Below are 23,250 nucleotides of genomic sequence, written 5' to 3' on the forward strand. Positions count from 1 at the left end.
TTTTGTGTTGTTTGATACCCACAGTAATATCTTTACTGTTTTGTTAAAAAATATTCTCTACAGAGGTAAAAATTTTTATGAAAATATATTTTATATTTTTATTATATTGTATTCATGAGTTCTGTTGTATTTGCAGTTTGAATTATTATTGAAGAGTAATCCGTAAGATCTTTTGGTTTTATCTTGATAAGGTTATTTAAAGTGCTCTGATAAAAATGTACTCTTTTTTCTGTTCGTTTTCTTTTTATACAAATCTATTGGTTATTGCTTTTATCGTTTTTCGAAAGTGTTTGTGTGAAAGCAGAATTCATTTTTCTAAGTTTATATGTGGAAATGTGATTTTATTTCATACAAAAAGATCTTTTTTGTAAAGGTTTGTGCAACTTATATGCATATAGCATTGGGGCTTGACCAGTGGTTTCTTTTTAAGTACTGCCGTTTTATTCATGATAGATTTCGATCTCAGTATTTCAGCGGTGTTCTTCAAGGGAGGTTTTTCCCTTTGAGAGGTGTGTTCCAGAGAGTCATGACGGCGCTGTTGTTCATAAGAACTGTATATATCGAATCGTTATATTTTTCTTTGCGATATTGTTATAAAAACATAAATAGTTCTGTGTAGAATAAAATTGTGATGTATTTTTTATTTCAAAATAGATTTGTTCAGATTCTCTCATATAGAATTCAGAAACATATCCACATATATCTTCATGTTGATCAGTTATTGATTCGCACCGTAAGAGCTAAGTGTTGTTATAAGCATTATTGTCAATTTTTCATAAAGAGGTCTGGACCATGCGATGTTTTCTGTTTCATCATGGTACATAGCCAACGGGATTCCATCTGATTTTATAAAAAACAGATTTTATAAAAAACAGTTATACATAACTACTTCCATACTGTTTCTTGCAAATAATTTTTTCTAAGGTATGGGATGTATATATAAACGCCTTAGCGTTAGCTAGTTTGATTCTAGGGAGTATAATTATGAAAAATGACAAAAAATCTGAAACAACTTTATCTGATATAATCGTGAAATGGGAAGTTTTAACGACAGCTCAAAAGAAAGAGATATTGGAAAGAGTGGAAGATGCTACGAACGCTTTTCAGTCAACAGAACATTTAAAGCCTCAATCTTCTTTTTATCTCCAGACGAAATCAAAGCGATGAGCTTTAAATCTTCATCAGAGATGTTAAAACCAGTTATTACATATACAGCGCTGGCATTTCCAAGTGTGTTAAGAATAGCCATGAGTTTATCTACAGATGGTCTCTTTCCTCCATTTATCATTTGTTGTACATAGTTTTGTCCACAGCCTGCAGCTTTGCTTATCTCGATCATGGTTCGTCCATCGCTTTTTATCAATTCAATTAAGCGTTGAAACCAATCTTTTTCAGTCTTTGTCATTTTTGACCTTTACACATTTACGCTATAGCGTTATTATTACGCTGCGAATCTAAAATACATGATATAGGGAGCGTCAAAATATCCATGTGTAGCTCTTCGCTTATGAAGGATATAGAGTTGTTTTTAATAACAAAATGTCCCCATACGCTTTTTAGAATCAATAAAATGGTTGTTTAGTCCACGATTGTGACAGGGTATATGCGTATAACCACAGGCGGAATACACATTCGTGTTTTCATGAAGTGTATACTGATAGTATACGCAGCTACGCTATAAATCAAGATATACCCCAACAGTGGCATTTGTAAGAAAAACTTCTTACATGAAGCGGTGTGTAAGAATAATGGAGTTTTGTAGCTTTAGGGAAGAGGATTACAGCTCTGAATAAATAATAAATTCATGAGCAAAAAACACTGATTTCCCTTCTGTTTTCATAGATGAGGTTACTTTTGGGTGTATGTAGGTAGGTGCGTTAAAAGATTTCGAAAACATCAAAAAATGATTTTGGTGTTTGTAGAAAGTATGAAGGTAGTTTGAGTTACGAAGGCAATGATTGGATGGAATGGAATACAGACGGTAGTGTTTTATTGAAGATGGATGCATTTTTGATGATGCCGTAGTTTATAATGATGCTTGGTATTGATTGGGCTTATTACGCTATTAGCGTTATTTGAAATCAGTTCTATTCTTGTATTTTATGTAAGTAAATAGAGTGTAAAATTGGCGTGAAGTTACGTATCTGGTAGCTTTCAGGATGCTTGCTTTGTGTCATTTATTAGCGTGTTTTTATGGAGAAAATAACGATGCCGAGGGTATTTATTTACACTTGGCGCGTGTGGTTTTTTGTATTCTTTTTTGACCGAAGGCCAAACAAAATCATTTTGTTGAGATGATCGTTTCAATGACAACTAAAGGAGATAAAAATGAGTGTAAACGAAATTTTATTGGGAGTGGTGATTGTTATTTTGTTTTTCAGTGGGGTCGTGTTTCGGCTTATTTCTTATTATCGTGCTCAGGTTAAAGTTTTTAAAGAAGAAGCGAGAAAGATTAAGCATGAGTTCTTAAGGGATTCTATGAAGATGACTGAAGAACGAGAGCAGGCGATTAGAGAGCAAAATATGGTGATTAAAAGACGTGATCAAACGATAGAAAAACTAAAAAAACAAATTAAGCAGTACGAGGAAGTCATAAATCAACATCAGGAAAAGATTAAATTTGAAGATAGTGAAAAAAGGTGATTGTATCTATTTTTGGCATCATATCTGTATATTCACAGCCTTGGAAATATGAAGAAAGATGACTTAAAAGGTTGTATAGAGATAAACTTACTTTATGAAAACGCAACTTTTTGTGGTGATGGACATATTACTAAAAACAATTTTTGAGGAGATCGATTTGTTTGGAGAATGAGGTGTATTAATAATATTCTCAAAAAATGGGTATAAAAAGACGCATAGCAGCAGAAATAAAGACTGTTTTTTAGAAAATAAAGCAGATAAATCGATTATAATGATTGGATACAGAAAGTAACAAGAAAAATACATACAGAAGATATTAGGTATTTGTTGAGATAAGTATAATTTACGTGTTTTCTGTCACGTTTATCACTTTTATAAAAAGGCACAAGATTTGAGAGGGTTGTTGATTGCATCAATGGCAGTCTCATTATTGTTTTGGAGACAGATACAGCATATGCAGAAAGCTTTATCTCTGTTATTTATGTGTGTTAGAAATTACGTAAAAAAGCATCCTTTTCCCAAAATATCTTTTTTCTTGAAGGAAATTCCGTCACTTTATTGCGCATCGTAAAAGTGATGCGTAAGATTTCAAATATACAAAACAAAAATTTTTGTTTAAATGGTAAAGAACGTTAGGATCATAGCTCTCTAATAAGAGCTTTATGTGTAATTTCTTTTATCTGTTCGATATTTACCAGAATATCTTGTTTTGTTGGATAACCTTTACTAGAAAAAGCGATTTTTTGTTCGTCTCCTGACATTAAACGCCAGTACCATTGATTATGAACTCCTCGAAATACCTCAAAATACATGTTTCCTACCTCATAAAATATCCGATAATTTTCAGGATAAATATTCAACCAATCTGACTATGAAGTTTAAGGTATGTCTCTACAATAATTAATCAATATACTCCTTTCCATTTTTTATTATTAAACAATATTCTCTATAAAAATTACATTTTGTAACAATAAAATATTTATTGTCAATAAGGTCTAAATAGTAATTTTATAATATAGTTATACTGTATTTATAATAAAAAAATTTATTTTTTACTACTTTTAGGTAAGTATATTCAATTATTGTACTATAAAATAAACCTTATACAAAACATTAAACTTTCTCAGCATGGAAAACAAAAAATGCTTTTTCCCGTGCTGATAAAGTTTATATGCGTTCTGTTATTCCTTAAATTAAAGATGCTTATTGATTAGCTATAATCTCTTTTTGCGATATACTTCGAATGAGCAAATCAATAAACAAGCTGAGGGTATAGGAATTAGCCATTTTTGCTTTCATATCAATCAGAGAGGTTGCAGTTTTGGGGGTAAGGCTATTAGATGAGCCTTGTTTTGCTAAATACTTCTGCAATTTTTCATGAGAATTATCAATTTTTTCTTGATTGAGCTCTTCACTAGAACCACTCTTAGAAAGCGTTTCTTCAAGTCCCTCGATTTTTTTTATAAAATAGTTCCAGTCAAAGTCACCTTTAGTATATTCATCATCAAACATTTTTCCTTGTCCGGTTAAAAGCCAATTAATATTGACACCGTATAGTGTTCGGTATGTTTGTAGGACACTAAGATTGGGTTCTCTTTCTCCACGTTCATAAAAAGCGATGGAATTTTTTGTCATGCTAAAACTTTTAGCCAGTGTCTCGCGCGATGGATCCCCTAAAGCGAGGCGTACATAACGTAAACGTTTTCCAAATATAGTTTTTGATTCAGTTTCAGGACGTGCCACGAGTTATCTCCCTCAGTAATCATCATGGTATAGCTTTTCACCAATAAAGGCACAGTATGTATTAATACATCATGGCATAATGTCAATATTTATAGTTTTATTTCTCTTTATTTTTTTCATTTTAGCGGATAGAAGGCAACTTTTTATGTGTTGTGTTGTATATTATTTAAATCTGGTATCCATTTTTAATAGAGCGAAAGAGCTACTGATTCTTTTCTTGTTTTTTGCAAAGGAAATTCCATATGGATTTTTTATGTAGATTCTATTTCACTTTCATGACTATATGCAATCTTTCAATTTGTGCCACAATAAATGAAGAGAATTAAATTTTGAGGAATGATCATGGCCTTATTAGCCTATTTTAAGTGGGCTTTTTTTTTCACAATTTTTGGCGTTTTTATGGGAGGCGCTATTGGTTGGCTTGAAACGGGAAGTCTTATTGGTTTTTTAAAATATTTTTTCATTTGTTGTGTTTTAGGAATTTTAGAAATTTCTTTATCATTTGATAATTCTATTATCAATGCTCGTGTTCTTAAAAAGATGGATATGTTATGGCGCCGCCGTTTTTTAGTGTGGGGTATTTTGGTGGCTGTGTTTGGAATGCGGATTGTTTTTCCGTTACTGGTGGTTGTTGTTGCTGTTGGGATTAATCCAATTGCAGCAGTAAAATTAGCGATATGGGAGCCACATCAATATGCTGCAATCTTAACGGATGCTCATGTAGGAATTGCTGCTTTTGGAGGAACTTTCCTCATGATGGTTGGCTTGAAATATTTTTTTGATCCTGAAAAAGAAGTGCATTGGCTTATTTTTATAGAGAGACCTGCTCAAAAGTTTGGATCTCTCGTTGGCATTGATATTGCAATCGTTTTGATTTTAATCTTGCTCTTTTCAGGGCAGATTGTGACAGAAGATAAAATGACCTTTTTATTTGCTGCTCTTTATGGACTTTTGACATTTATAGGAGTCGAAGCTATTAGCTCTCTTTTGGACACTCCCAAAACGACTTTGACTACAGTTGCTAAAGGGGGAGCAGGTGCATTTCTTTATCTAGAAATTCTCGATGCTAGTTTTTCTTTTGATGGGGTTGTTGGTGCTTTTGCTTTTTCACATAATCTTTTTATTATTGCAATTGGTCTTGGTATCGGTGCCTTTTATGTTCGCTCTATGACGATTATGTTAGTCGAATCAGGAATATTATTACATTATCGTTATTTGGAGCATGGTGCTTTTTACGCGATTTTAGTACTCGCGGTTATTATGTATCTACAAACTCTTATATCGGTTCCTGAAGTTTTAACAGGTTTAGTGGGTGTTTGTATTATTGGAATGGCATTTTATTCTTCTCTTCGTTTTAAACGCCATCACTTGAATAAATATGCTGCATCTGAGTAAATTTGAGAAATTTTTATGTGCTGCAAGGCAGGATGGAAGAAGATATCTTAAGAAGCCATTAAAAGCTCTACACCAGATTCATTCATTGTTTTAAGCATTGCGTTAAGGGATCCATTCAGATCAATACCGGCACAAGCGTTTAATGAAACACTAACTTTAAAGCCACATTTTATGGCGTGAAGCGCAGAAAATCCCACACAGTAATCGGTTGCTAAGCCACACATAGCCAGCTTTGTAAAACTGTGCTCTTTGAGATAGGCTTGTAAGCCTGTTGATGTTTTTTGGTCGTTTTCAAAAAAGGCGGAATAGCTATCAATTTTTTGATTATAGCCTTTTCGAAGGATAAGTTGTGCCTTCTCAACTTTGAGAGATGCATGAAATTCAGCTCCTTTTGTTCCTTGTATGCAATGATCAGGCCAGAGTATTTGAGGACCATAATCAAGATCAACAGTATCATAAGGTGTTTTTTGGGGATAGAAAGAAGCAAAGCTGCAATGATTTTTGGGGTGCCAGTCTTGTGTTAAAATGATATGATCAAAATGATCTATGAGATTATTAATGGTGGGTAAAATGATGTCACTTTGTGGTACTGCAAGTGCTCCACCTGGTAAAAAGTCATTTTGAACATCAATGACGATTAAGGCTTTTTTTTCCATGAAAATATTCCTGATATGGTACTTTTTAAGCGCTTATGTTTCAGCTTGAATTTTTGAGATAAATTCACGGATATTGCTATTGTTTTTACAATTATCAAGCCAAAAAAGAGGTGTGGATAGGCTTTTACAATTCATTTTATAACTTTTTATGAATTGCAACCATTTCTCAATGGGGAGTGCGCTATAGTCACTCCTTGCTACGTGTTGGTGTAAAGCTTTTATGATCATTAAGCTTGGGACATCAGATCCCATACGGCGACGGTCGTTTTGTAGACGTAATTTGAGCCACATCAATGTAAGGGGTGAAGTCCATTGTTTTCCGTGACACAAAATTGATGAAAAAAGAGAGGGATTTTTTACGGCGTAATGTAAAGCCCATAAGGCAAAAAAAGAGGGAGCATAGATAATAGGTTTTTGAGATGATGCTATATTACATTGGTAATTTGGTTTAATACGATAAAAACACAATGTTATATCTGGTACGGAAAAAAAAGGTAACGTCTGATAGCATGTTTCAGGTACAGCTAAAAAGATTTTCCTTTTATTTTTTGAAGGGGTATTTTTTTGCATTTAGAACCGTAGTTAGGCTTGTGAGATGAGAGAAAATATATCAATATAAAGCAAGAACCTTTACTACAATGCAAACGTCTCTTATCATGTTGCTTAAGAGAAGTAATTTTTGCAAAGTCCTAATTTTAATACCGTATAATATAAAGAGAAATTCATGGCACGTCAATTTATCTATCACATGGCTGGGCTTAACAAGGCTTATGGCAATAAAAAAATTTTAGAAAATATTCATTTGTCTTTTTATCCAGATGCAAAAATTGGTATTTTGGGACCGAATGGTGCAGGTAAATCAACAATTTTGCGTATTATGGCTGGATTGGATAAGGAATACAGTGGAGAAGCATGGCTTTCTGAAGGAGCACGTTGTGGTTATCTGCCGCAAGAACCTGTCCTTGATACAAGCAAAGATGTGCGTGGAAATGTAATGGAAGGTATTGCAGACAAGCAAGAAATTATAGAGCGTTATAATGAATTGATGATGAATTATAGCGAGGAAACGGCTGATGAAAGTGCAAGGCTTCAAGATATTATCGACAGTCAGAACCTTTGGGATTTAGAAAATCAAGTGGAAATGGCTATGGCTGCTCTTGGTTGTCCTCCAGGCAATGAGAGTGTAACAAAACTTTCAGGTGGTGAGAAGCGACGGGTTGCTCTTTGCAAATTGCTTTTGTCAAAACCTGATTTACTGCTTTTGGATGAACCGACGAACCATTTAGATGCTGAAACGACAGCTTGGCTTGAGAGGCACCTGCGTGAATATCTAGGTGCGGTGCTTTTGATTACGCATGATCGTTATTTTCTCGATAATGTAACGGGTTGGATTTTAGAATTAGACCGTGGTAAAGGTATTCCTTATGAGGGGAATTATTCTGCTTATTTGGGCGCTAAGGCTAAACGTTTGGCTCAGGAAGGTCGTGAAGAGGCTGCTCGTCAGCGCGCATTATCACGTGAGCAGGAATGGATAGCTTCTAGTCCAAAAGGGCGGCAAGCAAAATCAAAAGCTCGAATTAAAGCCTATGATGAGCTGGTTCAGGCTGCACGTGAACGCCGTCCTGGAGAGGCACAAATCATTATTCCTATTGGCGAAAGATTGGGGCAAGTTGTCATTGAAGTTGATCATCTCTCTAAAGCATATGGTGAGCGTGTATTGATTGATGATCTTTCTTTTAAGCTTCCTGCTGGTGGTATTGTAGGAGTCATAGGTGCTAATGGGATGGGAAAGTCTACCTTGTTTAAAATGTTAACAGGGCAGGAAAAACCAGATTCAGGTCAAATACGTGTCGGCGAAACAGTTCAGATGAGTTATGTTGATCAGAGTCGCGATTCATTGGCTGGAGATAAAACTGTTTGGGAGGAAATTTCTGGGGGAAATGACATTATTAAATTAGGGAAATATGAGATGAATAGTCGCGCTTATTGCGGTGCGTTTAATTTTAAGGGGGCAGATCAGCAGCAAAAAGTAGCAAATTTATCAGGAGGACAACGCAATCGCGTACATTTGGCTAAACTTTTAAAAGAAGGAGGCAATGTTTTGCTTCTTGATGAACCAACAAATGATCTTGATACTGAAACATTAGGTGCATTGGAAGATGCATTAGAAAGTTTTGCTGGTTGTGCAGTGATCATATCGCACGATCGTATGTTTCTTGATCGATTGGCGACGCATATTTTGGCCTTTGAAGGTGATGGTCATGTAGAATGGTTTGAAGGTAATTTTGCTGAATATGAGGCTGATAAAGTTCGTCGTCTTGGTCCCGATTCTCTTAATCTGAGACGAGTCAATTATAAGCCGCTAACACGGTAGAGTTTCTTATTTGATCTTGATTGAGAGAGTGGTGAAAGTGATTGCTGTTGTTAGATAGTCTATCATATGATGGTTTTCATCACTCTTAGAATAAATAAAATATAGAATTCTGATTATTCCCTTTTCATGGTGTGTTATTATACTTTATGTATGCTGGTAATGTATATGACATCTATTACGCATCAAATGACAAGAGGGGGGCGTATGTTTTGACATGCAATTTATTGGCAGAAAAGAAATTGATATGAATTTTATAGATACTCTTTTTATCATAATAGAAGGGTAGAAGAGAGAAAAATGCCATTCGTTCTTTAGTAATTTCCTCTTAATTTATACTCTTAAAAATAGCATGAACAGAAGTAATGCAACTATAAGTCTTCTACTTGATTCTCTATCCATAAGGATAAATGCTTATTTGAGCAGTGAGGAGTCTTGATGAAAAAAAGAGTAGGTTTGAATAAAATGGTTAGGCTATTGAAGACAATAGCAGAAGAAAATCATTTACGTATTTTAACATTATTATATCATGAAGATTTAACGGTCTCAGATATCATTTTTGTTCTTGGTCAGTCGCAATCGTATATTATACGGCATATACGTTTATTGTGCAAGGCACGATTGATTGAGCATTATAAAAAGGGGGGAAGGGTTTATTTTAGGCTTTGTCATGGTTGGGTGGAAAAAAACATTGTGATGGTTGTTCTTTCAACTTTATCAGAAAGTGATTTGATGCTAGCATATGATTTGTCATGTTTAATGAAGGTTAGAGAACAGCATAAGAAAAGAGACAAGAAAATTTTCTTACAAAAAACTGCGCAGTGGGATAAATTGCGATTACCATATATTGCAGATCATATTATAGAAAATACTTTACTTGAAATCGTTGGCGATAAGCCATTTGAGACAATGCTAGGAATTGGCATAGGGGTAGGATCTGTCTTAAAACTGTTCTCAAGGCTTTATACGCGTGCAATAGAAGTCGTTCTTAATAGCAGTATTTTACATTTATCTGTTGGAGATGAAACTTTTGACTTGGTTATTCTTCATGGGGCTTTGCATTTTCTTGAAAATCCTGAGATGGCTCTTCATGAGGTTACACATGTTTTGCGTCCTCATGGACGTTTATTGATTGTGGATTTTGTTCAGTATAAGGATAAATCTTTACATTCCTCCAATGTTGATGTGTATCCTAAATTTTCAGACTTACAAATAGAACAATGGCTTAAAAACGTAGGGCTTATTTTAGAAAAAACGATTTGTATTGCTCCTACGCAAAGTGAAAACGATGAACAGCTTATGATGACATTTTGGCTTGCTCGTGATCCGCGTTTATTGATAGATGATATAAAGAACAAAAAAGTGGAATTTGCATAATCATACTTGTGAATTATTTTCTTCTCTGCCTTTTCTCAATTAAAAATGCAAGGATGATAATTGAGTAAATCTTTGAGTAATCATTGTTTTTATACTCACATTTTGTTTTCGTGTATAAGAATTTTGGTAGTTTGAAGTGGGAGAAAGAGGGGTATCCACTTTTTTTGAAGCTTCACACCAATTTCAATACGCCCAACCATGGAAACATTCTTGAGAACAGCTTTTGAAACTGGGAAGATATCCCCTGCAATATAAATCTTACCATCAGTTAAAACAACGCTTTGATGCTCTTTATGAACAAAAGCATCAGCACGTTCAACGCGGTCACCTTCTTTAGCAACAAGGCGTCCCAAACGGTCATGACGTCCTCGAATAATGGTTTGCATCTCATTCAGTTCACTACTTTGAATAAAAGGACGCGTCCCATAGAATACAACGCTTTGTTGTTCCTCTTTGCCAACTGATCTATCAATTGCAAACGGTTATAACTCTAAAGATATTTTTATAGAGGCGAAGTCATTCGTATCGTTATTAATGTGGCTTGATAGAATCTTTGTTAATTTATTAATATATTGATTTATAAGGATAATATATCTTTTGTAACCTGAATGAAAATTCTGAATATAGGAATATTTTCTCATTTCAAATTTTCTCATTCAGGTGTTTTTATGTGGTATGATAGGATTAATGTGGGAAAAAATTGTTTAAGCAATGGGTAAAGAGCTTCTTAGTGAATTGTTGAAGCGTGAAAGTTTCCGCAACAGTTGGAAGAAGGAAAATAAATAATGTTCTTGGTTCGCTTTTTACGAAGTATAAAGATAAGATTCTCAATGAATTTTGCACTATATTTATAGACAGAATAGGGAGGAGGGATTGAAAGAAAAAGAAGGCTTTTCGTTAAAGAAAGTATATAAATAGCCGTGTAATCGGGTGTTGTTCTTTGTAAAAGGGGAGGTTAACGGACAATTCAAGAGAAAGTATTCTATAATTTTTTTAAGAGAGAATACAGCATTTCTTGAGTACAGAAATTATGATTTTATCATTCTGCAGGGAAGTTAGTAGAGCTTGAAAAAAATATCCGTACTAACGATTATCTATTACGATAATATGTGAGAGTTTGTTTCTGATTATCAAATAATCTGTAGCTACCTTAAATGACGATAGTGAATCATTAGCAATAAATATGTTTAGAATTTTAATTTGCATGATTTTAAGGAGCTAAAAAGATCCGTGTTTTGATTTTCATTGTAATAGCTTTTGGAAAGAATGAATATCGTTTTTATGTGTTTTTCCCTTCTATAAAAAAAATCTTATGAATTGTTTTTGTTTTGAAATTTGTACGATCATTGGAATTTTCTAGAAGATTGTTATGAAATTACAATCATTATAGATTCTTATAGATGTTTTAAATAAAATTGCTTCAAATTGGATCAATTTGAATATTTTTTGCCTAAATTTTTCCATTTTTAAATGATTTATAATTTTTTTTATGTTCTTTGCTTAGGATGCAATAAGAATTTCTTGTTGTTTAAAATTTTTTACTCCATAGCAATAATATTGCACTGGTTATCTTAGTGGCTGGTGCGAGAGGACGATCAGGGAACCTCCTCCCCCCCCCCCGCGTGGATCCCTTAGATTGTCTGGCCTGACTGAGGGAATCCTCAGTCAGGTTTTTGAGAAGCCATTTTCTGAAGTTTTGTGGGTATTTTGAGTGGTTCTTTGTGGAGAGTTATCGGTTTTTTTGGTGTGTAGCGTGTAAGAAATAGAGTATTAGAAATTATTTGGTTTATGAGGTTGTTTTTTCTTTGATTGCTGATAGAACAATTTGTTAAGTATCGTACTATAATGTTTGAGTGAGAGGTCAATGAGAGATTTCTGGAATCGTATTCTTCTCATTTTGTTTGTTTTTTTTGTTTTTACAGCGATTTTTTTTGCTTTTCGAAGCGTTTTGGTTCACCAGTTTATATTTAACCGCTCTTTTTCTTCCTCTTCTTCTCAGGATCAGGTTAATATAACAGAAGATGCGTTTTTGGAGAGGTTAGCAGTTTCTTTTCCCGATATTGTAAAAGAGCTCTCTCAACTGAGTCCTCAGCAACAACAACAATTGATTGAGCAACTGCGCCAAGAGGCGATTGCTTTTGCTTCCGCAAATGGTCAGAGTGATGAGCAAGCTCAAAAATTGGGAGAAGTTATTGCTACAGTTCTTTCAAAAGTGATTGCACAGCCTTCTATTGGTAGTACTTATTTTTAGCTATTTTTTGTAATTTTAAGAGATTATATTTTTTACCATTCATTTTGGGGAATGTTTGGTTGTGTTTTTCATGAGATTTTGAAAAGTGGATAGGGAAGTTGCACATTCTACCATTTGTATTTGTTATGATGTTATAAGGGATAAAAGGTAGAGCACTTGAAATCCCTTTTTTTATGAGTTTTAGCATGTTTATCTATTTCATGTTTTTTGAAGATGAGGATAAGACGTGTAAGAGTGGTGGAATCGTAGTCTTCTAGCGCACTATTTGAATGAGGAGGCACAATATAATTTTTTATTCAGACGGTATGAGGATTATTTGGGCTGTTTCTTATAGAAATTTCTTAAAAGAGAGATAAGTTATTTTTAATTTGTACTATGTTATCAAGAATTGATGTTTTTATGTATATTTACTAAACTATTCATAATATTTTAGTTTCAGTAATTATTTTGTTTAATATAAAATTATTTCAGTTGACATGGATCATTCATAATTATTTCTATTTACTTATCATCATCATATGATATTGATGGAATTAAGTAATGATATTCTTATTTATATTATGTAATAATGTTTCAACAAAATACTTTAATAATTATATGTAAAAATGTAATATATATTTCTATTATTATTTTTATTTGCTAAATTGTTATAATATGATAGATGAACTGGAAATTTATAAAGTATATAACCTTTTTATATCTTAAAATATATGTTATATATTCCTCATTACTAGTTACTTTATGAGATAAATGGATATATAATGAGTAATCTGAGTGAATTTCTTCTGAAGTAGAAAACTATCTTTAAATTGTCTTAATATTTCCATTTTCAAACCGTTCTTTGGCTTTCTTTTTACGTATAATGCGGCCCGCGGAGCCATTGTGGCTATGATTTAAGAATATTTTAGTAAAGAGAAAGAGAATGCAGTTTTTAAAGATCTTTTTGAGTGCAGTATTTGCTGTATTTTTTGTTTTTGCCATAAGTCTGGCACATGCAGTGCTTTATATTGCAGGATCAAGTGAGAGAGCCCCGATTATTGCTTCTAAGACATTGGATCGTCCTTATGAATCTCTTATTCAGAAATTTGCGAATAAGTATAATGTTCCCGTTAATTTAGCACACGCTGTTGTTAGTGTTGAGAGTAATTATAAAGCGGGTACAAAAGGGGCTGCTGGAGAGATAGGTTTGATGCAAATTAAACCATCTACGGCACGAGGGTTGGGTTTTAATGGCTCTGTGCAAGATCTTTATGATCCGGAGACCAATCTTGAATACGGTATGCGTTATTTGGCACGGGCATATAAACTTAGTGGTGGCAGTACATGTGGTACAATTCTTAAATATAATGCAGGTCATGCTGCAAAAAAAATGAATTCCATTTCGGCTAAATATTGCTTAAAGGTGAAAACTTATCTGGCTTCATTGAAATAAAAGATACCTTGAAAGCAATGTGTTTTTTGATCTGATTTTTAAAATATCTTAAGAGGGTTATTTTCACGTGATAAAAAATGCTTTATAAAGAATGAGTCAGTCGGCTGGGCAGCCGCGCTTGTCCAATGCTTAAAGGCGGCAGGTGAGGAAAGTCCGGGCTCCATGGAAAAACGGTGCCGGGTAACACCCGGCGGGGGCGACCCTAGGGAAAGTGCCACAGAAAGTAAACCGCCTATTTTTGTAGGTAAGGGTGAAAGGGTGGAGTAAGAGCCCACCGCGCATTCAGTAATGAGTGTGGCAAGGTAAACCCCACCGGGAGCAAGACCGAATAGAAATGACGTGCAAGGTTTAACTTGCAGCCGATTTCCGGGCGAGTCATTTGGGTAGGTTGCACGAGGCGGATGGTAACATCCGTCCCAGATGAATGGTTGCCATGTAGAGTATAAACTTTACCATACAGAACCCGGCTTATAAGCCGACTGATATCTCGTGATTAAACTTTCTTTGATATATAAATAATTGACACTTTGTATGCAGGATTTTTCTATAGGATGTGTGTATTTGAAGTGTATGCTTAAATTATAGAGTATTTTTAAGAATTATAACATTTCTTTAAGTATAATGCATTACGAATGTAATATGAGTTAACTTTAGCTTTGTTTTCCCTCGATGCGAGAGATATGAGAGTTGAAGTTTTGGCTATTCTGATATCAATTTCCATTGATGGTTATTGATTTAAATAAAGCATAAATCAAGACGGATTATTTTGACAGAACAGAGTCATAAAGCTGAACGCCATATTCCAGTGTTATTGCAACCAGTTTTAGCTGGGCTTGCACCATTGGTTGGAGCAAAAGTGGTCGATGGCACCTTTGGTGCTGGTGGTTATACACGTGCTTTATTAAATGCGGGGGCAGAAGTTATTGCTCTTGATCGTGATCCTTATGCTATTCGTGATGGACAATCGCTTGTTGATGAATTTTTTCCACGACTTCGTTTGGTGCAAATGGAATTTTCACGGTTGGAAAGTATCGTTGAAGAAAAGGTGGATGCTATTATTCTGGATATTGGTGTTTCTTCAATGCAGCTTGATGAAGCTGAAAGAGGATTTTCTTTTCAAAAGGATGGTCCGTTAGATATGCGAATGGCTCAGACTGGTTTTACAGCAAGTGATGTTGTGAATTGTTTAAAAAGAGATGATTTGGCGCGAATCTTTAGGATATTGGGAGAAGAGCGTTATGCGGGCAGGATTGCACGTATGATTGAACAGCGCCGCTGTGTTCGACCTTTTTTGCGTACAGGTGATCTTGCTCAGGCTATCGAATCGTTGGTAGGGCGTAGAAGTCGGGATCGCATTCATCCTGCAACGCGTGTATTTCAGGCTCTTCGTATTTATGTGAATGATGAAATTGGTGAGCTTGCACGTGGCTTATTTGCTGCTGAACGCGTCTTAAAAGCAGGAGGTCGTTTGGGTGTTGTGAGTTTTCATTCTCTTGAAGACCGTATGGTGAAAAGATTTTTTTCTGCGCGTTCAGGACAGTGTATGAGGTCACGTTATCTTCCTGAAATAGAGACGGTTCCAGCAACATTTTTTCCTTTGTCTAAAGGTGGAATTATTGCAAATGAAGAGGAATTACAACAGAATCCACGTTCACGCTCGGCGAGGTTACGTATTGGTATCCGTACCGATGCTGATAGTCTTGCTGCAGATATGGAATTATTTGGTTTAGCAGAAATTGCTCGTTTTGAAGGTAGTAAGAAATGACAGTTTTTCGTACATTTGATATGATTTTAGTGATAATTATGATTTGTATGGCAGGTCTTACTTATAAGGTAAAATATGATGTTCAAAAACGAATGAGTGAAATCCGTCATCTTGAACATAAAATTGCTGCAGAAAAAAACACCGTTAATTTGCTTCATGCTGAATGGGCTGTGATGATAGAGCCTTCACGGATGCAAAAGCTTGCGAAGCGTTATCAAAAAGAGCTTGGTTTAGAAATCATTCAGCCCCGTCAAATTGTAGAGTTTGAGGATATTCCGGTACGTATCTATGATCAAATTGAAGAAATTATTAAACAAAATATCTTGGAAAAAAAACAGGAATTTTTGGCAAATAATCGCATTTCTCAGGTCAATGGTGTTGTTCAAAAAGGTGTGCGATGATGAAATCATTGTTTCACTTTTCGCAACGAAAAAAGCATTTAAAAAATCCGTTGGATATTCATAAATTTTCCGCTCGCCGTTCATATTCTAGTCGTTTGCGTTTAATTTTTTCTTTTCTTTGTTTTCTTATTTTATATGGCATTATGGGGGCTTGTCTTATTTCTTATGGGCTTGAAGGTGGGCAAATTGAAGAAGCAAAAGGGCCAGCAGTCCTTCAATTGACTGCGCGACCTGATATTATTGATCGGCATGGTCGTTTGTTAGCAACGGATATTAAAACTTATTCTCTTTTTGCGGAACCACGACGTATTATTGATGTGGATGAAACCATCGAATTACTCTCAACAGTTTTGCCTAATCTCAATTGGCAGGAAACTTATAAACGTCTCAAAAAAAAGTCTAGTTTTTCTTGGATACAGCGTGGGTTAACACCAACCCAAAAAACGCAAATTATGGCTCTTGGTATTCCAGGGATTGGTTTTCGCACAGAAGTTCGTCGTTTTTATCCAAGTGGATCTGTCGTTTCGCATGTTCTTGGCATGGTGAATGTGGATAATCAGGGCATAGCAGGATTGGAAAAATACATTGATGATGCAGGATTAAGTGCTTTGCGTGCGGCTGGTCTTGCAACAGAAGAATCATTAAAACCAGTTCAGCTTTCGATAGATATTCGTATTCAGACGATTGTTCATGATGAACTTATGGAAGCAATGAAGCGTTATAAAGCACTTGCTGCAGGAGCAGTTATTTTAAATATCTATACAGGTGAGGTTCTTGCTATGGCGTCACTACCAGATTTTGATCCTAGAAATCCTATTGCTGCTCTAAAAAGTGATCGTCTTAATCGAATGACAGCTGGAGCTTTTGAAATGGGATCTATCATTAAAAGTTTTACAACCGCGATGGCACTTGATTCAGATCTTTTTCATTTAAACAGCATCATTGATGCTTCACAGCCTATTCAAGCAAGTCAGAATTATTTTATTCGTGATTTCCATGGAAAAAAACGTCCTCTAAAACTTTGGGAGGTTTTTATTTATTCTTCTAATATTGGTTCTGCTAAAGAGGCCTTAGCAGTGGGGATTGATGGACATCGTGAGTTTTTGAAACGACTTGGTTTACTTGATCGATTGACAACAGAATTGCCTGAAGTTGCACATCCTATCGTGCCCCACCAGTGGAAGGATATCCATTCTATGACGATTTCTTTTGGGCATGGTATGGCAACAACACCTTTGCAAACAGCAGTCGGTACTGCAGCTTTAATGAATAATGGTTGGTTAATTGAACCTACGTTTTTGAAACGCACAAAAGAACAAGCTTTAAAACACGCGAAAAAGGTCTTGCAGGACAAAACAAGTCAAAATATGCGTTATCTCTATCAGTTAAACAGTTATATTGGGTCAGGACGGAATGCACAAGTGAAAGGTTATCGCGTTGGTGGTAAGACAGGAACAGCCGAAAAAGTAGAAAATGGAAAATATTCTAAAACAAAAAATTTCAATAGTTTTCTAGCTGCTTTTCCTATTGATAATCCTTCCTATGTTGTTTTAACAATTATCGATGAACCACAACCTGAAGAGGGACAGCGTTCAGCAACAGCAGCAATGAATGCAGGGCCGATGCTTGCTAACATTATTCGTCGTTCAGCGAGTTTTCTGGAAATAAAACCAGATTTTGAAAAAGAGTATGAGCCTTTTTCAAGTACAAAAAACGGTTCAAGATGAATTAAACAACAGCAAAATTAATATAGAAGGTGCATTATCATGTTGTTTGGAACAGTTTTTACAGAATCTATAGAAGATGAGAGTCTTTCTTCAATAGAAATAACAGGAATAAGTGCAGATTCTCGGAAAATATTACCAGGTTTTGTTTTTGTCGCTATTCTAGGAAATCAAGGTGATGGAAGGCACTATATCAACGATGCTATAAAGCGTGGTGCACGAGCGATCGTTATAGATTCCCATACTGTTCTTGAGAATTTACCTGTTCCTGTTTTACGTGTTGGTAATGTGCGTCATAATTTAGCGACTGCAGCTGCTCGTTTTTACGGCTCTCAACCTGAAACGGTTGTGGCTGTGACAGGAACGAGTGGGAAAACATCCGTTGTTTCTTTTATTCGGCAAATTTGGGCTCATACTGGATTATGTGCGGCCAGTATAGGGACGGTAGGTGTTGTTTCTCCTCACCGGAATGATTTTGCTTCTCTCACAACACCTGATCCTGTTGTTTTGCAGCGTCTCCTTCATGAACTTTCCGATGAGGGTGTAACACATGCAGCTCTTGAGGCATCTTCTCATGGACTTGATCAGAGCCGACTTGATGGGGTACGTTTAACAGCAGCTGCCTTTACCAATTTAGGGCGTGACCATATGGATTATCACACGAGTGTAGAGGATTATTTGCGTGCTAAAATGCGGCTGTTTGATACGCTTTTGCCTCCAGATTCTCCTGCTTTAGTTTTTGCAGATGATGTTTGTTCACAAAAGGTTATTGATACGATCATACAAGCACGTCGTCGTGTCTTGACAATTGGGCGTAAAGGGCAATTTATCACTATTAATCGTGTTGAACATCAACGGTCAAAACAGTGTGTTGAGTGTCGTGTGGAGGATCATATTTATACATTTAATTTGCCACTTTCTGGAGACTTTCAGGTCACCAACGCACTTATAGCGGCGGGATTAGCAATTGTAACGGGTGTCTCTCCGAGAAAAGCTTTTGATGCCCTTGAAACTTTGCAAGGTGCACCTGGGCGGCTAGAGTTGGTTGGAAAAACAGAAAATAATGCTCCCGTTTATATAGATTATGCACATAAACCAGAAGCTTTGGAACAAGTTTTGCTTTCTGTTCGCCCCTTTACGCAAGGACGCTTGATCCTTGTTTTTGGTTGCGGCGGAGATCGTGATCAAGGAAAAAGACCTTTGATGGGAAAAATCGCGGAAAATAAAGCTGATATTGTTATTGTAACCGATGATAATCCTCGCACAGAAATACCAGAAAAAATACGTAAGGATATTTTACAAGCAGCACCAAGTGCCATAGAAATAGCAGATCGTGGTGAAGCTATTGACTATGCGATTGGGCTTCTAAAAGCAGGGGATACTTTAATCATTGCTGGAAAAGGTCATGAGAATGGTCAAATTATAGGGCAAAAAACATATCCTTTTTCAGATCGTTTGAAAGTAATTGATGCTTTGCAGGAACGGAATAAATGACAGCTTTATGGGATAAACAATCACTTGTTGCAGCAATTGATGGCTTTGTCGTTGGATCTGTCCCAGAAACTTTTTCTGGGATTTCTATTGACAGTCGGACTCTTACAGAAGGTGATATATTTTTCTGTATTAAAGGGAATCGTTTTGATGGTCATGATTTTGCTTTGCAAGCTAATGCACGAGGAGCAGGTGTTCTTATCGTTGCAGAAAGTCGTTTGGCTGAAATGGAAAAAATATCTGCTCCATTGATTGTTGTTCCTGATGTTTTGCAAGCTTTAGAAAAACTTGCGCAAGCCGCACGTAAGCGCTCAAAGGCTAAGATTATCGCAATAACAGGTTCGGTGGGGAAAACAACGACAAAAGAATCTTTAAAACAAGTTCTTGCAACTTTTGGAAAAGTTCATGCTAATCCTGCTTCTTTAAACAATCATTGGGGCGTTCCTCTGACGTTAGCACGAATGCCTGTGGAGAGTGATTATGGTATCTTTGAAATTGGCATGAATCATAAAGATGAAATTCGCCCTTTGGTGAATTTCGTTCGTCCGCATGTTGTTCTCATTACGCATATTTCTTCAGGGCATATGGGATTTTTTAAAAATCTTGAGGAGATTGCAGATGCAAAAGCTGAAATTTTTGAAGGATTAGATAAAGAGGGAACTGTCGTTTTAAATGCAGATAATGAGTTTTTTTCTTATTTAGTTCAAAAAGCCAAGCAATGCGGTGTGAAAAAAATCTTAAGTTTTGGTGAGGCTGAAAATGCTGACTATCAGGCGAGAGATATACGTCTTTTTACCGATTACAGCTCTATGATTGTTCGTATTGCTGGAAAAGATAAGATGATTAAAATTGGTGCGCCTGGACGACATATTATACAAAATAGTTTAGCTGTCATTGCTATTTGTGATGCTATGCATGTTGACTTGGAAACTGTTTTTCTTTCTTTGAGCCGCTTTTCTCTTCAAAAAGGGCGCGGTATTCGTTATCGATTGTCGTTATCCAATGGTGGCGAATTTCATTTAATTGATGAAAGCTATAATGCTAACCCTGCATCTATGCGCGCTGCTCTTGATCTTCTTGCTATCGGGCCAGTCGGCTTGCATGGTAGGCGAATTGCTATTTTAGGTGATATGTTAGAATTGGGAGCTTACAGTGAAGAACTCCATCGTGATTTAGTCAAGCCAATATGTCTTTCTGGTGCTCACCCAGTTTTTTTATTTGGTGAAGAAATGAAGTTTTTAGCCACAGAACTGTCTGCTTACCTCAAGGTTTATTATGCTGAAAATGTTGAAAAAATTTTACCGCTTATTTTTGCAGAAATCTCCAATGGGGATCTGCTCATGATTAAATCATCCCATAGTCTTTCTTCATCAGATATTGTGGATGCATTGCTTGATCGTTATCAAGCAGTTTCTTTATAATTTTAATAGGTTTTTACATTATGATGCTGTTTTTTTCTTCGCTTAGTGATTGGTTGCCAGGCGTGAATGTTTTTCGTTACATTACTTTTCGCACGATAGCAGCTACTCTGACATCGGGGCTTATTGTTTTTTTGTTTGGCCCTAGCATTATTGCTTCTCTTAAATTACGGCAGGGAAAAGGGCAGCCTATTCGCGCTGATGGACCTCAAACACATTTTAAAAAGGCTGGAACACCAACCATGGGTGGGTTGATAATTCTCACTGGTGTTGTGGTCTCGGCACTTTTGTGGTGCAATTTGTCGAATATTTATTTTTGGGTATCGGTATTTGTTATGCTTTCTTTTGGAGCAATCGGTTTTTATGATGATTATCTTAAGGTTACAAAACAAACGGAGAAAGGGTTTTCTGGTAAGGCTCGGTTAAGTTTAGAATTTTTGGTTGCAGCAATTGCAGCTTTTCTTATCCTACAAGTTAGTTCTCCTGGATTAGCTCTGCCCTTTATGAAAGAGTATTTGATTAGCTTGAGCTGGTTTTTCATTCCTTTTTCTGCTGTTGTCATTGTAGCGACTGGTAATGCAGTTAATTTGACCGATGGTCTTGATGGACTTGCTATCGTTCCTGTGATGGTTGCAGCTCTCTCTTTTGCTCTGATTTCTTATCTTTCTGGTAATATAAATTTTGCTGATTATCTGCAAATTCATTATGTCCCTGGGACAGGTGAATTGGCAGTTTTATTAGGTGCTGTTGTTGGGGCGGGTCTTGGTTTTTTATGGTTTAATGCACCGCCAGCGGCTATTTTTATGGGAGATACTGGTTCGTTGGCTCTTGGAGGGCTGTTGGGTGTTGTTGCTGTAGCAACCAAGCATGAAATTGTTTTAGCTCTCATTGGTGGGCTTTTTGCCCTAGAAGGGTTTTCAGTTGTTATTCAGGTTGGTTATTTTAAATTAACAAAAAAACGTGTGTTTCTCATGGCACCAATACATCATCATTTTGAAAAAAAAGGATGGACTGAAAGCCAAGTTGTGATACGCTTTTGGATTATTTCAATTATTCTTGCTTTGATTGGTCTTTCAACACTTAAATTACGGTGAGATTTTGATTTCTGTTGCATGTTATAAAGGTCAAAAAGTTGCTCTGTTTGGATTAGGACAATCAGGATTAGCAACGGCACAAGCATTGATGAGTGGCGGCGCAGAAGTGATTGCGTGGGATGATAATCCTTTAGCTGTACAAGAAGCTGTTCGGCGAAATATTCCAACGAGAGATCTGCGTCATGAGGATTGGTCTGAGTTTGTTGCATTGATTTTAACGCCTGGCGTTCCTTTAATTTATCCAAAACCTCATTGGACTGTTGATAAGGCATGTCAAGCAGATATAGAAATTATTGGTGATATTGAATTGTTTGTTCGTGAACGTAACCATTTTTTACAGAGCCATGGTTTTTGTGATAGAGATGTTCCGTTCGTTGCTATTACGGGTACGAATGGGAAGTCAACAACAACAGCTTTGCTTACGCATTTGTTAGAAGAAATAGGCTATGATGTACAGATGGGGGGAAATATTGGAACTGCAATATTGATGCTTAAGCCGTTTGTAAAAAAACGTATTTATGTGATTGAATGTTCATCCTTTCAAATTGATCTTACCCCTTCTCTTCAGCCAACAGTTGGAATTTTATTGAATCTAACAGCTGATCATATTGATCGCCATGGTAGCTTTTCTCGTTATGTGCAAACCAAAAAGCGTTTAGTTTCTCAGGCTTTTTGTGCTTTTATTTCAGTAGATGATGCTGCATGTCAGGCTTTGTATCAACAATTGGTTGATGAAGGTTGTCATGTTATAGCGAGTTCCAAAGAACATTTTATCGAAAATGGTTTTTATGCAGAGGGAACTAAGCTCTTTTCTGTTTCTCAAGGACAGCGCCATATGCTTGCAGATCTCGCATCTACTGTGGCTCTGCGCGGTTCTCATAATGCACAAAATACTCTTATGGCTTTAGCAGCATTGCAGGCTTTAAAGGTCACAGATCCACATATAGAAAAACATTTAGCAAGTTATAAAGGGTTGCCTCATCGTATGCAACAGGTGCGTAAAATGGGGTCAGTTTTGTTTATCAATGATAGCAAGGCAACCAATGCAGATGCATCAGCGCCGGCACTTTCTACTTTTCATGATATTTTTTGGATTGTTGGAGGGCAGGCAAAAGAAGGTGGAATTGAAGCTTTAAGAGGATTTTTTCATAAAGTTCGTAAAGCTTATTTGATTGGGGAGGCGGCAGAGGAGTTTGCTGGCGTTATAGGGTCTTCTTTTCCTTTTTCATTAAGTTTAACTTTGGAAAATGCGGTGCATGAAGCTGCTGCCGATGCTATGTGTTGCAAGGCAAAAGAGGTTGTCGTTCTCTTTTCACCTGCTTGCGCGAGTTATGATCAATTTAAAAATTATGAAATGCGTGGCGATGCATTTGTTTCTTTTGTTAGGCAGTTAAAAGAAGCTAAAATTTAAAAAAATGCTTTTGTGTTAAGACTCCAGAATCTTTTTTTGTGTAATTCAATTTTTGAGATGTTTGCTAAAAAATAGGGA

Annotated in this window: 19 protein-coding genes, 1 other RNA gene and 1 pseudogene; 15 read left to right on the forward strand and 6 right to left on the reverse strand. The window is 36.0% G+C overall.

Annotation, left to right across the window (positions count from 1 at the left end; translation table 11 throughout):
• The first annotated feature begins 984 nt into the window (after nt 1-984).
• On the forward strand, nt 985-1,167 hold the full coding sequence (locus ABID39_RS02300; protein WP_354185648.1) for a hypothetical protein: 183 nt from the start codon (nt 985-987) through the stop codon (nt 1,165-1,167).
• Here the strand turns inward: ABID39_RS02300 and ABID39_RS02305 are convergent.
• The gene (locus tag ABID39_RS02305; RefSeq protein ID WP_354185650.1) at nt 1,091-1,405 is read right to left on the reverse strand and encodes a helix-turn-helix domain-containing protein; all 315 of its coding nucleotides are present in this window, start codon (nt 1,403-1,405) and stop codon (nt 1,091-1,093) included. The genes ABID39_RS02300 and ABID39_RS02305 overlap by 77 nt on opposite strands.
• 923 nt (nt 1,406-2,328) lie before the next feature.
• Here ABID39_RS02305 and ABID39_RS02310 point away from each other — a divergent pair.
• Entirely contained in the window at nt 2,329-2,643 is a 315-nt protein-coding gene (locus ABID39_RS02310; protein WP_354185652.1) for a hypothetical protein, read from the forward strand.
• Nucleotides 2,644-3,281: 638 nt separating this feature from the next.
• On the opposite strand, the gene ABID39_RS02315 is transcribed toward ABID39_RS02310, so the two are convergent.
• The gene (locus ABID39_RS02315; RefSeq protein WP_354185654.1) at nt 3,282-3,455 is read right to left on the reverse strand and encodes a YegP family protein; all 174 of its coding nucleotides are present in this window, start codon (nt 3,453-3,455) and stop codon (nt 3,282-3,284) included.
• A gap of 391 nt (nt 3,456-3,846) precedes the next feature.
• Complete coding sequence (locus tag ABID39_RS02320) at nt 3,847-4,386, reverse strand: helix-turn-helix domain-containing protein (protein WP_354185656.1); 540 nt, start codon at nt 4,384-4,386, stop codon at nt 3,847-3,849.
• Between the two features lie 342 nt (nt 4,387-4,728).
• Here ABID39_RS02320 and ABID39_RS02325 point away from each other — a divergent pair, with 342 nt between their 5' ends.
• Nucleotides 4,729-5,781 carry a DUF475 domain-containing protein gene (locus ABID39_RS02325; RefSeq protein WP_354185658.1) on the forward strand — a complete coding sequence of 351 codons (1,053 nt, stop codon included), beginning with the start codon at nt 4,729-4,731 and terminating at the stop codon, nt 5,779-5,781.
• Between the two features lie 47 nt (nt 5,782-5,828).
• On the opposite strand, the gene pncA is transcribed toward ABID39_RS02325, so the two are convergent.
• Nucleotides 5,829-6,437 carry a bifunctional nicotinamidase/pyrazinamidase gene (pncA, locus tag ABID39_RS02330; protein ID WP_354185660.1) on the reverse strand — a complete coding sequence of 203 codons (609 nt, stop codon included), beginning with the start codon at nt 6,435-6,437 and terminating at the stop codon, nt 5,829-5,831.
• A 33-nt stretch (nt 6,438-6,470) separates the two neighbouring features.
• A complete protein-coding gene (locus tag ABID39_RS02335; protein ID WP_354185662.1) occupies nt 6,471-7,007 on the reverse strand; it encodes a hypothetical protein in 537 nt (178 codons plus the stop codon).
• Between the two features lie 154 nt (nt 7,008-7,161).
• Here ABID39_RS02335 and ettA point away from each other — a divergent pair, with 154 nt between their 5' ends.
• Together ettA and ABID39_RS02345 are read left to right on the forward strand one after the other, a co-directional pair.
• Complete coding sequence (gene ettA, locus ABID39_RS02340) at nt 7,162-8,811, forward strand: energy-dependent translational throttle protein EttA (RefSeq protein WP_354185664.1); 1,650 nt, start codon at nt 7,162-7,164, stop codon at nt 8,809-8,811.
• Between the two features lie 435 nt (nt 8,812-9,246).
• Complete coding sequence (locus ABID39_RS02345; RefSeq protein ID WP_354185666.1) at nt 9,247-10,185, forward strand: ArsR/SmtB family transcription factor; 939 nt, start codon at nt 9,247-9,249, stop codon at nt 10,183-10,185.
• A 152-nt stretch (nt 10,186-10,337) separates the two neighbouring features.
• On the opposite strand, the pseudogene ABID39_RS02350 reads toward ABID39_RS02345, so the two are convergent.
• Nucleotides 10,338-10,658: pseudogene (locus tag ABID39_RS02350) on the reverse strand (DUF4815 domain-containing protein); the annotation flags it as partial.
• A 1,391-nt stretch (nt 10,659-12,049) separates the two neighbouring features.
• On the opposite strand from ABID39_RS02350, the gene ABID39_RS02355 reads away from it, so the two are divergent.
• From ABID39_RS02355 to murD, 10 genes are all read left to right on the forward strand, one after another.
• Nucleotides 12,050-12,436 carry a hypothetical protein gene (locus ABID39_RS02355; RefSeq protein ID WP_354185668.1) on the forward strand — a complete coding sequence of 129 codons (387 nt, stop codon included), beginning with the start codon at nt 12,050-12,052 and terminating at the stop codon, nt 12,434-12,436.
• Nucleotides 12,437-13,358: 922 nt separating this feature from the next.
• A complete protein-coding gene (locus ABID39_RS02360) occupies nt 13,359-13,868 on the forward strand; it encodes a lytic transglycosylase domain-containing protein (protein WP_354185670.1) in 510 nt (169 codons plus the stop codon).
• 96 nt (nt 13,869-13,964) lie between these two features.
• Nucleotides 13,965-14,355: RNase P RNA component class A (gene rnpB, locus ABID39_RS02365), an RNA gene on the forward strand.
• A 279-nt stretch (nt 14,356-14,634) separates the two neighbouring features.
• Nucleotides 14,635-15,633 (forward strand): 16S rRNA (cytosine(1402)-N(4))-methyltransferase RsmH, encoded by a 999-nt coding sequence (rsmH, locus tag ABID39_RS02370; RefSeq protein ID WP_354185672.1) that lies wholly within the window; start codon nt 14,635-14,637, stop codon nt 15,631-15,633.
• Complete coding sequence (gene ftsL / locus ABID39_RS02375) at nt 15,630-16,034, forward strand: cell division protein FtsL (RefSeq protein WP_354185674.1); 405 nt, start codon at nt 15,630-15,632, stop codon at nt 16,032-16,034. The genes rsmH and ftsL overlap by 4 nt, the downstream gene beginning before the upstream one ends.
• Nucleotides 16,034-17,761 carry a peptidoglycan D,D-transpeptidase FtsI family protein gene (locus ABID39_RS02380; RefSeq protein WP_354185800.1) on the forward strand — a complete coding sequence of 576 codons (1,728 nt, stop codon included), beginning with the start codon at nt 16,034-16,036 and terminating at the stop codon, nt 17,759-17,761. Before ftsL ends, ABID39_RS02380 begins: the two co-directional genes overlap by 1 nt.
• 39 nt (nt 17,762-17,800) lie before the next feature.
• Nucleotides 17,801-19,252 carry a UDP-N-acetylmuramoyl-L-alanyl-D-glutamate--2,6-diaminopimelate ligase gene (locus ABID39_RS02385; protein ID WP_354185676.1) on the forward strand — a complete coding sequence of 484 codons (1,452 nt, stop codon included), beginning with the start codon at nt 17,801-17,803 and terminating at the stop codon, nt 19,250-19,252.
• Nucleotides 19,249-20,670 carry a UDP-N-acetylmuramoyl-tripeptide--D-alanyl-D-alanine ligase gene (locus ABID39_RS02390; protein WP_354185678.1) on the forward strand — a complete coding sequence of 474 codons (1,422 nt, stop codon included), beginning with the start codon at nt 19,249-19,251 and terminating at the stop codon, nt 20,668-20,670. Before ABID39_RS02385 ends, ABID39_RS02390 begins: the two co-directional genes overlap by 4 nt.
• A gap of 20 nt (nt 20,671-20,690) precedes the next feature.
• Nucleotides 20,691-21,761 carry a phospho-N-acetylmuramoyl-pentapeptide-transferase gene (gene mraY, locus ABID39_RS02395; protein WP_354185680.1) on the forward strand — a complete coding sequence of 357 codons (1,071 nt, stop codon included), beginning with the start codon at nt 20,691-20,693 and terminating at the stop codon, nt 21,759-21,761.
• 4 nt (nt 21,762-21,765) lie between these two features.
• Entirely contained in the window at nt 21,766-23,172 is a 1,407-nt protein-coding gene (murD, locus tag ABID39_RS02400; protein WP_354185682.1) for a UDP-N-acetylmuramoyl-L-alanine--D-glutamate ligase, read from the forward strand.
• Nucleotides 23,173-23,250: the final 78 nt, after the last annotated feature.

Source organism: Bartonella japonica, assembly GCF_040545385.1.
GTDB classification, from domain to species: Bacteria; Pseudomonadota; Alphaproteobacteria; order Rhizobiales; family Rhizobiaceae; genus Bartonella; species Bartonella japonica.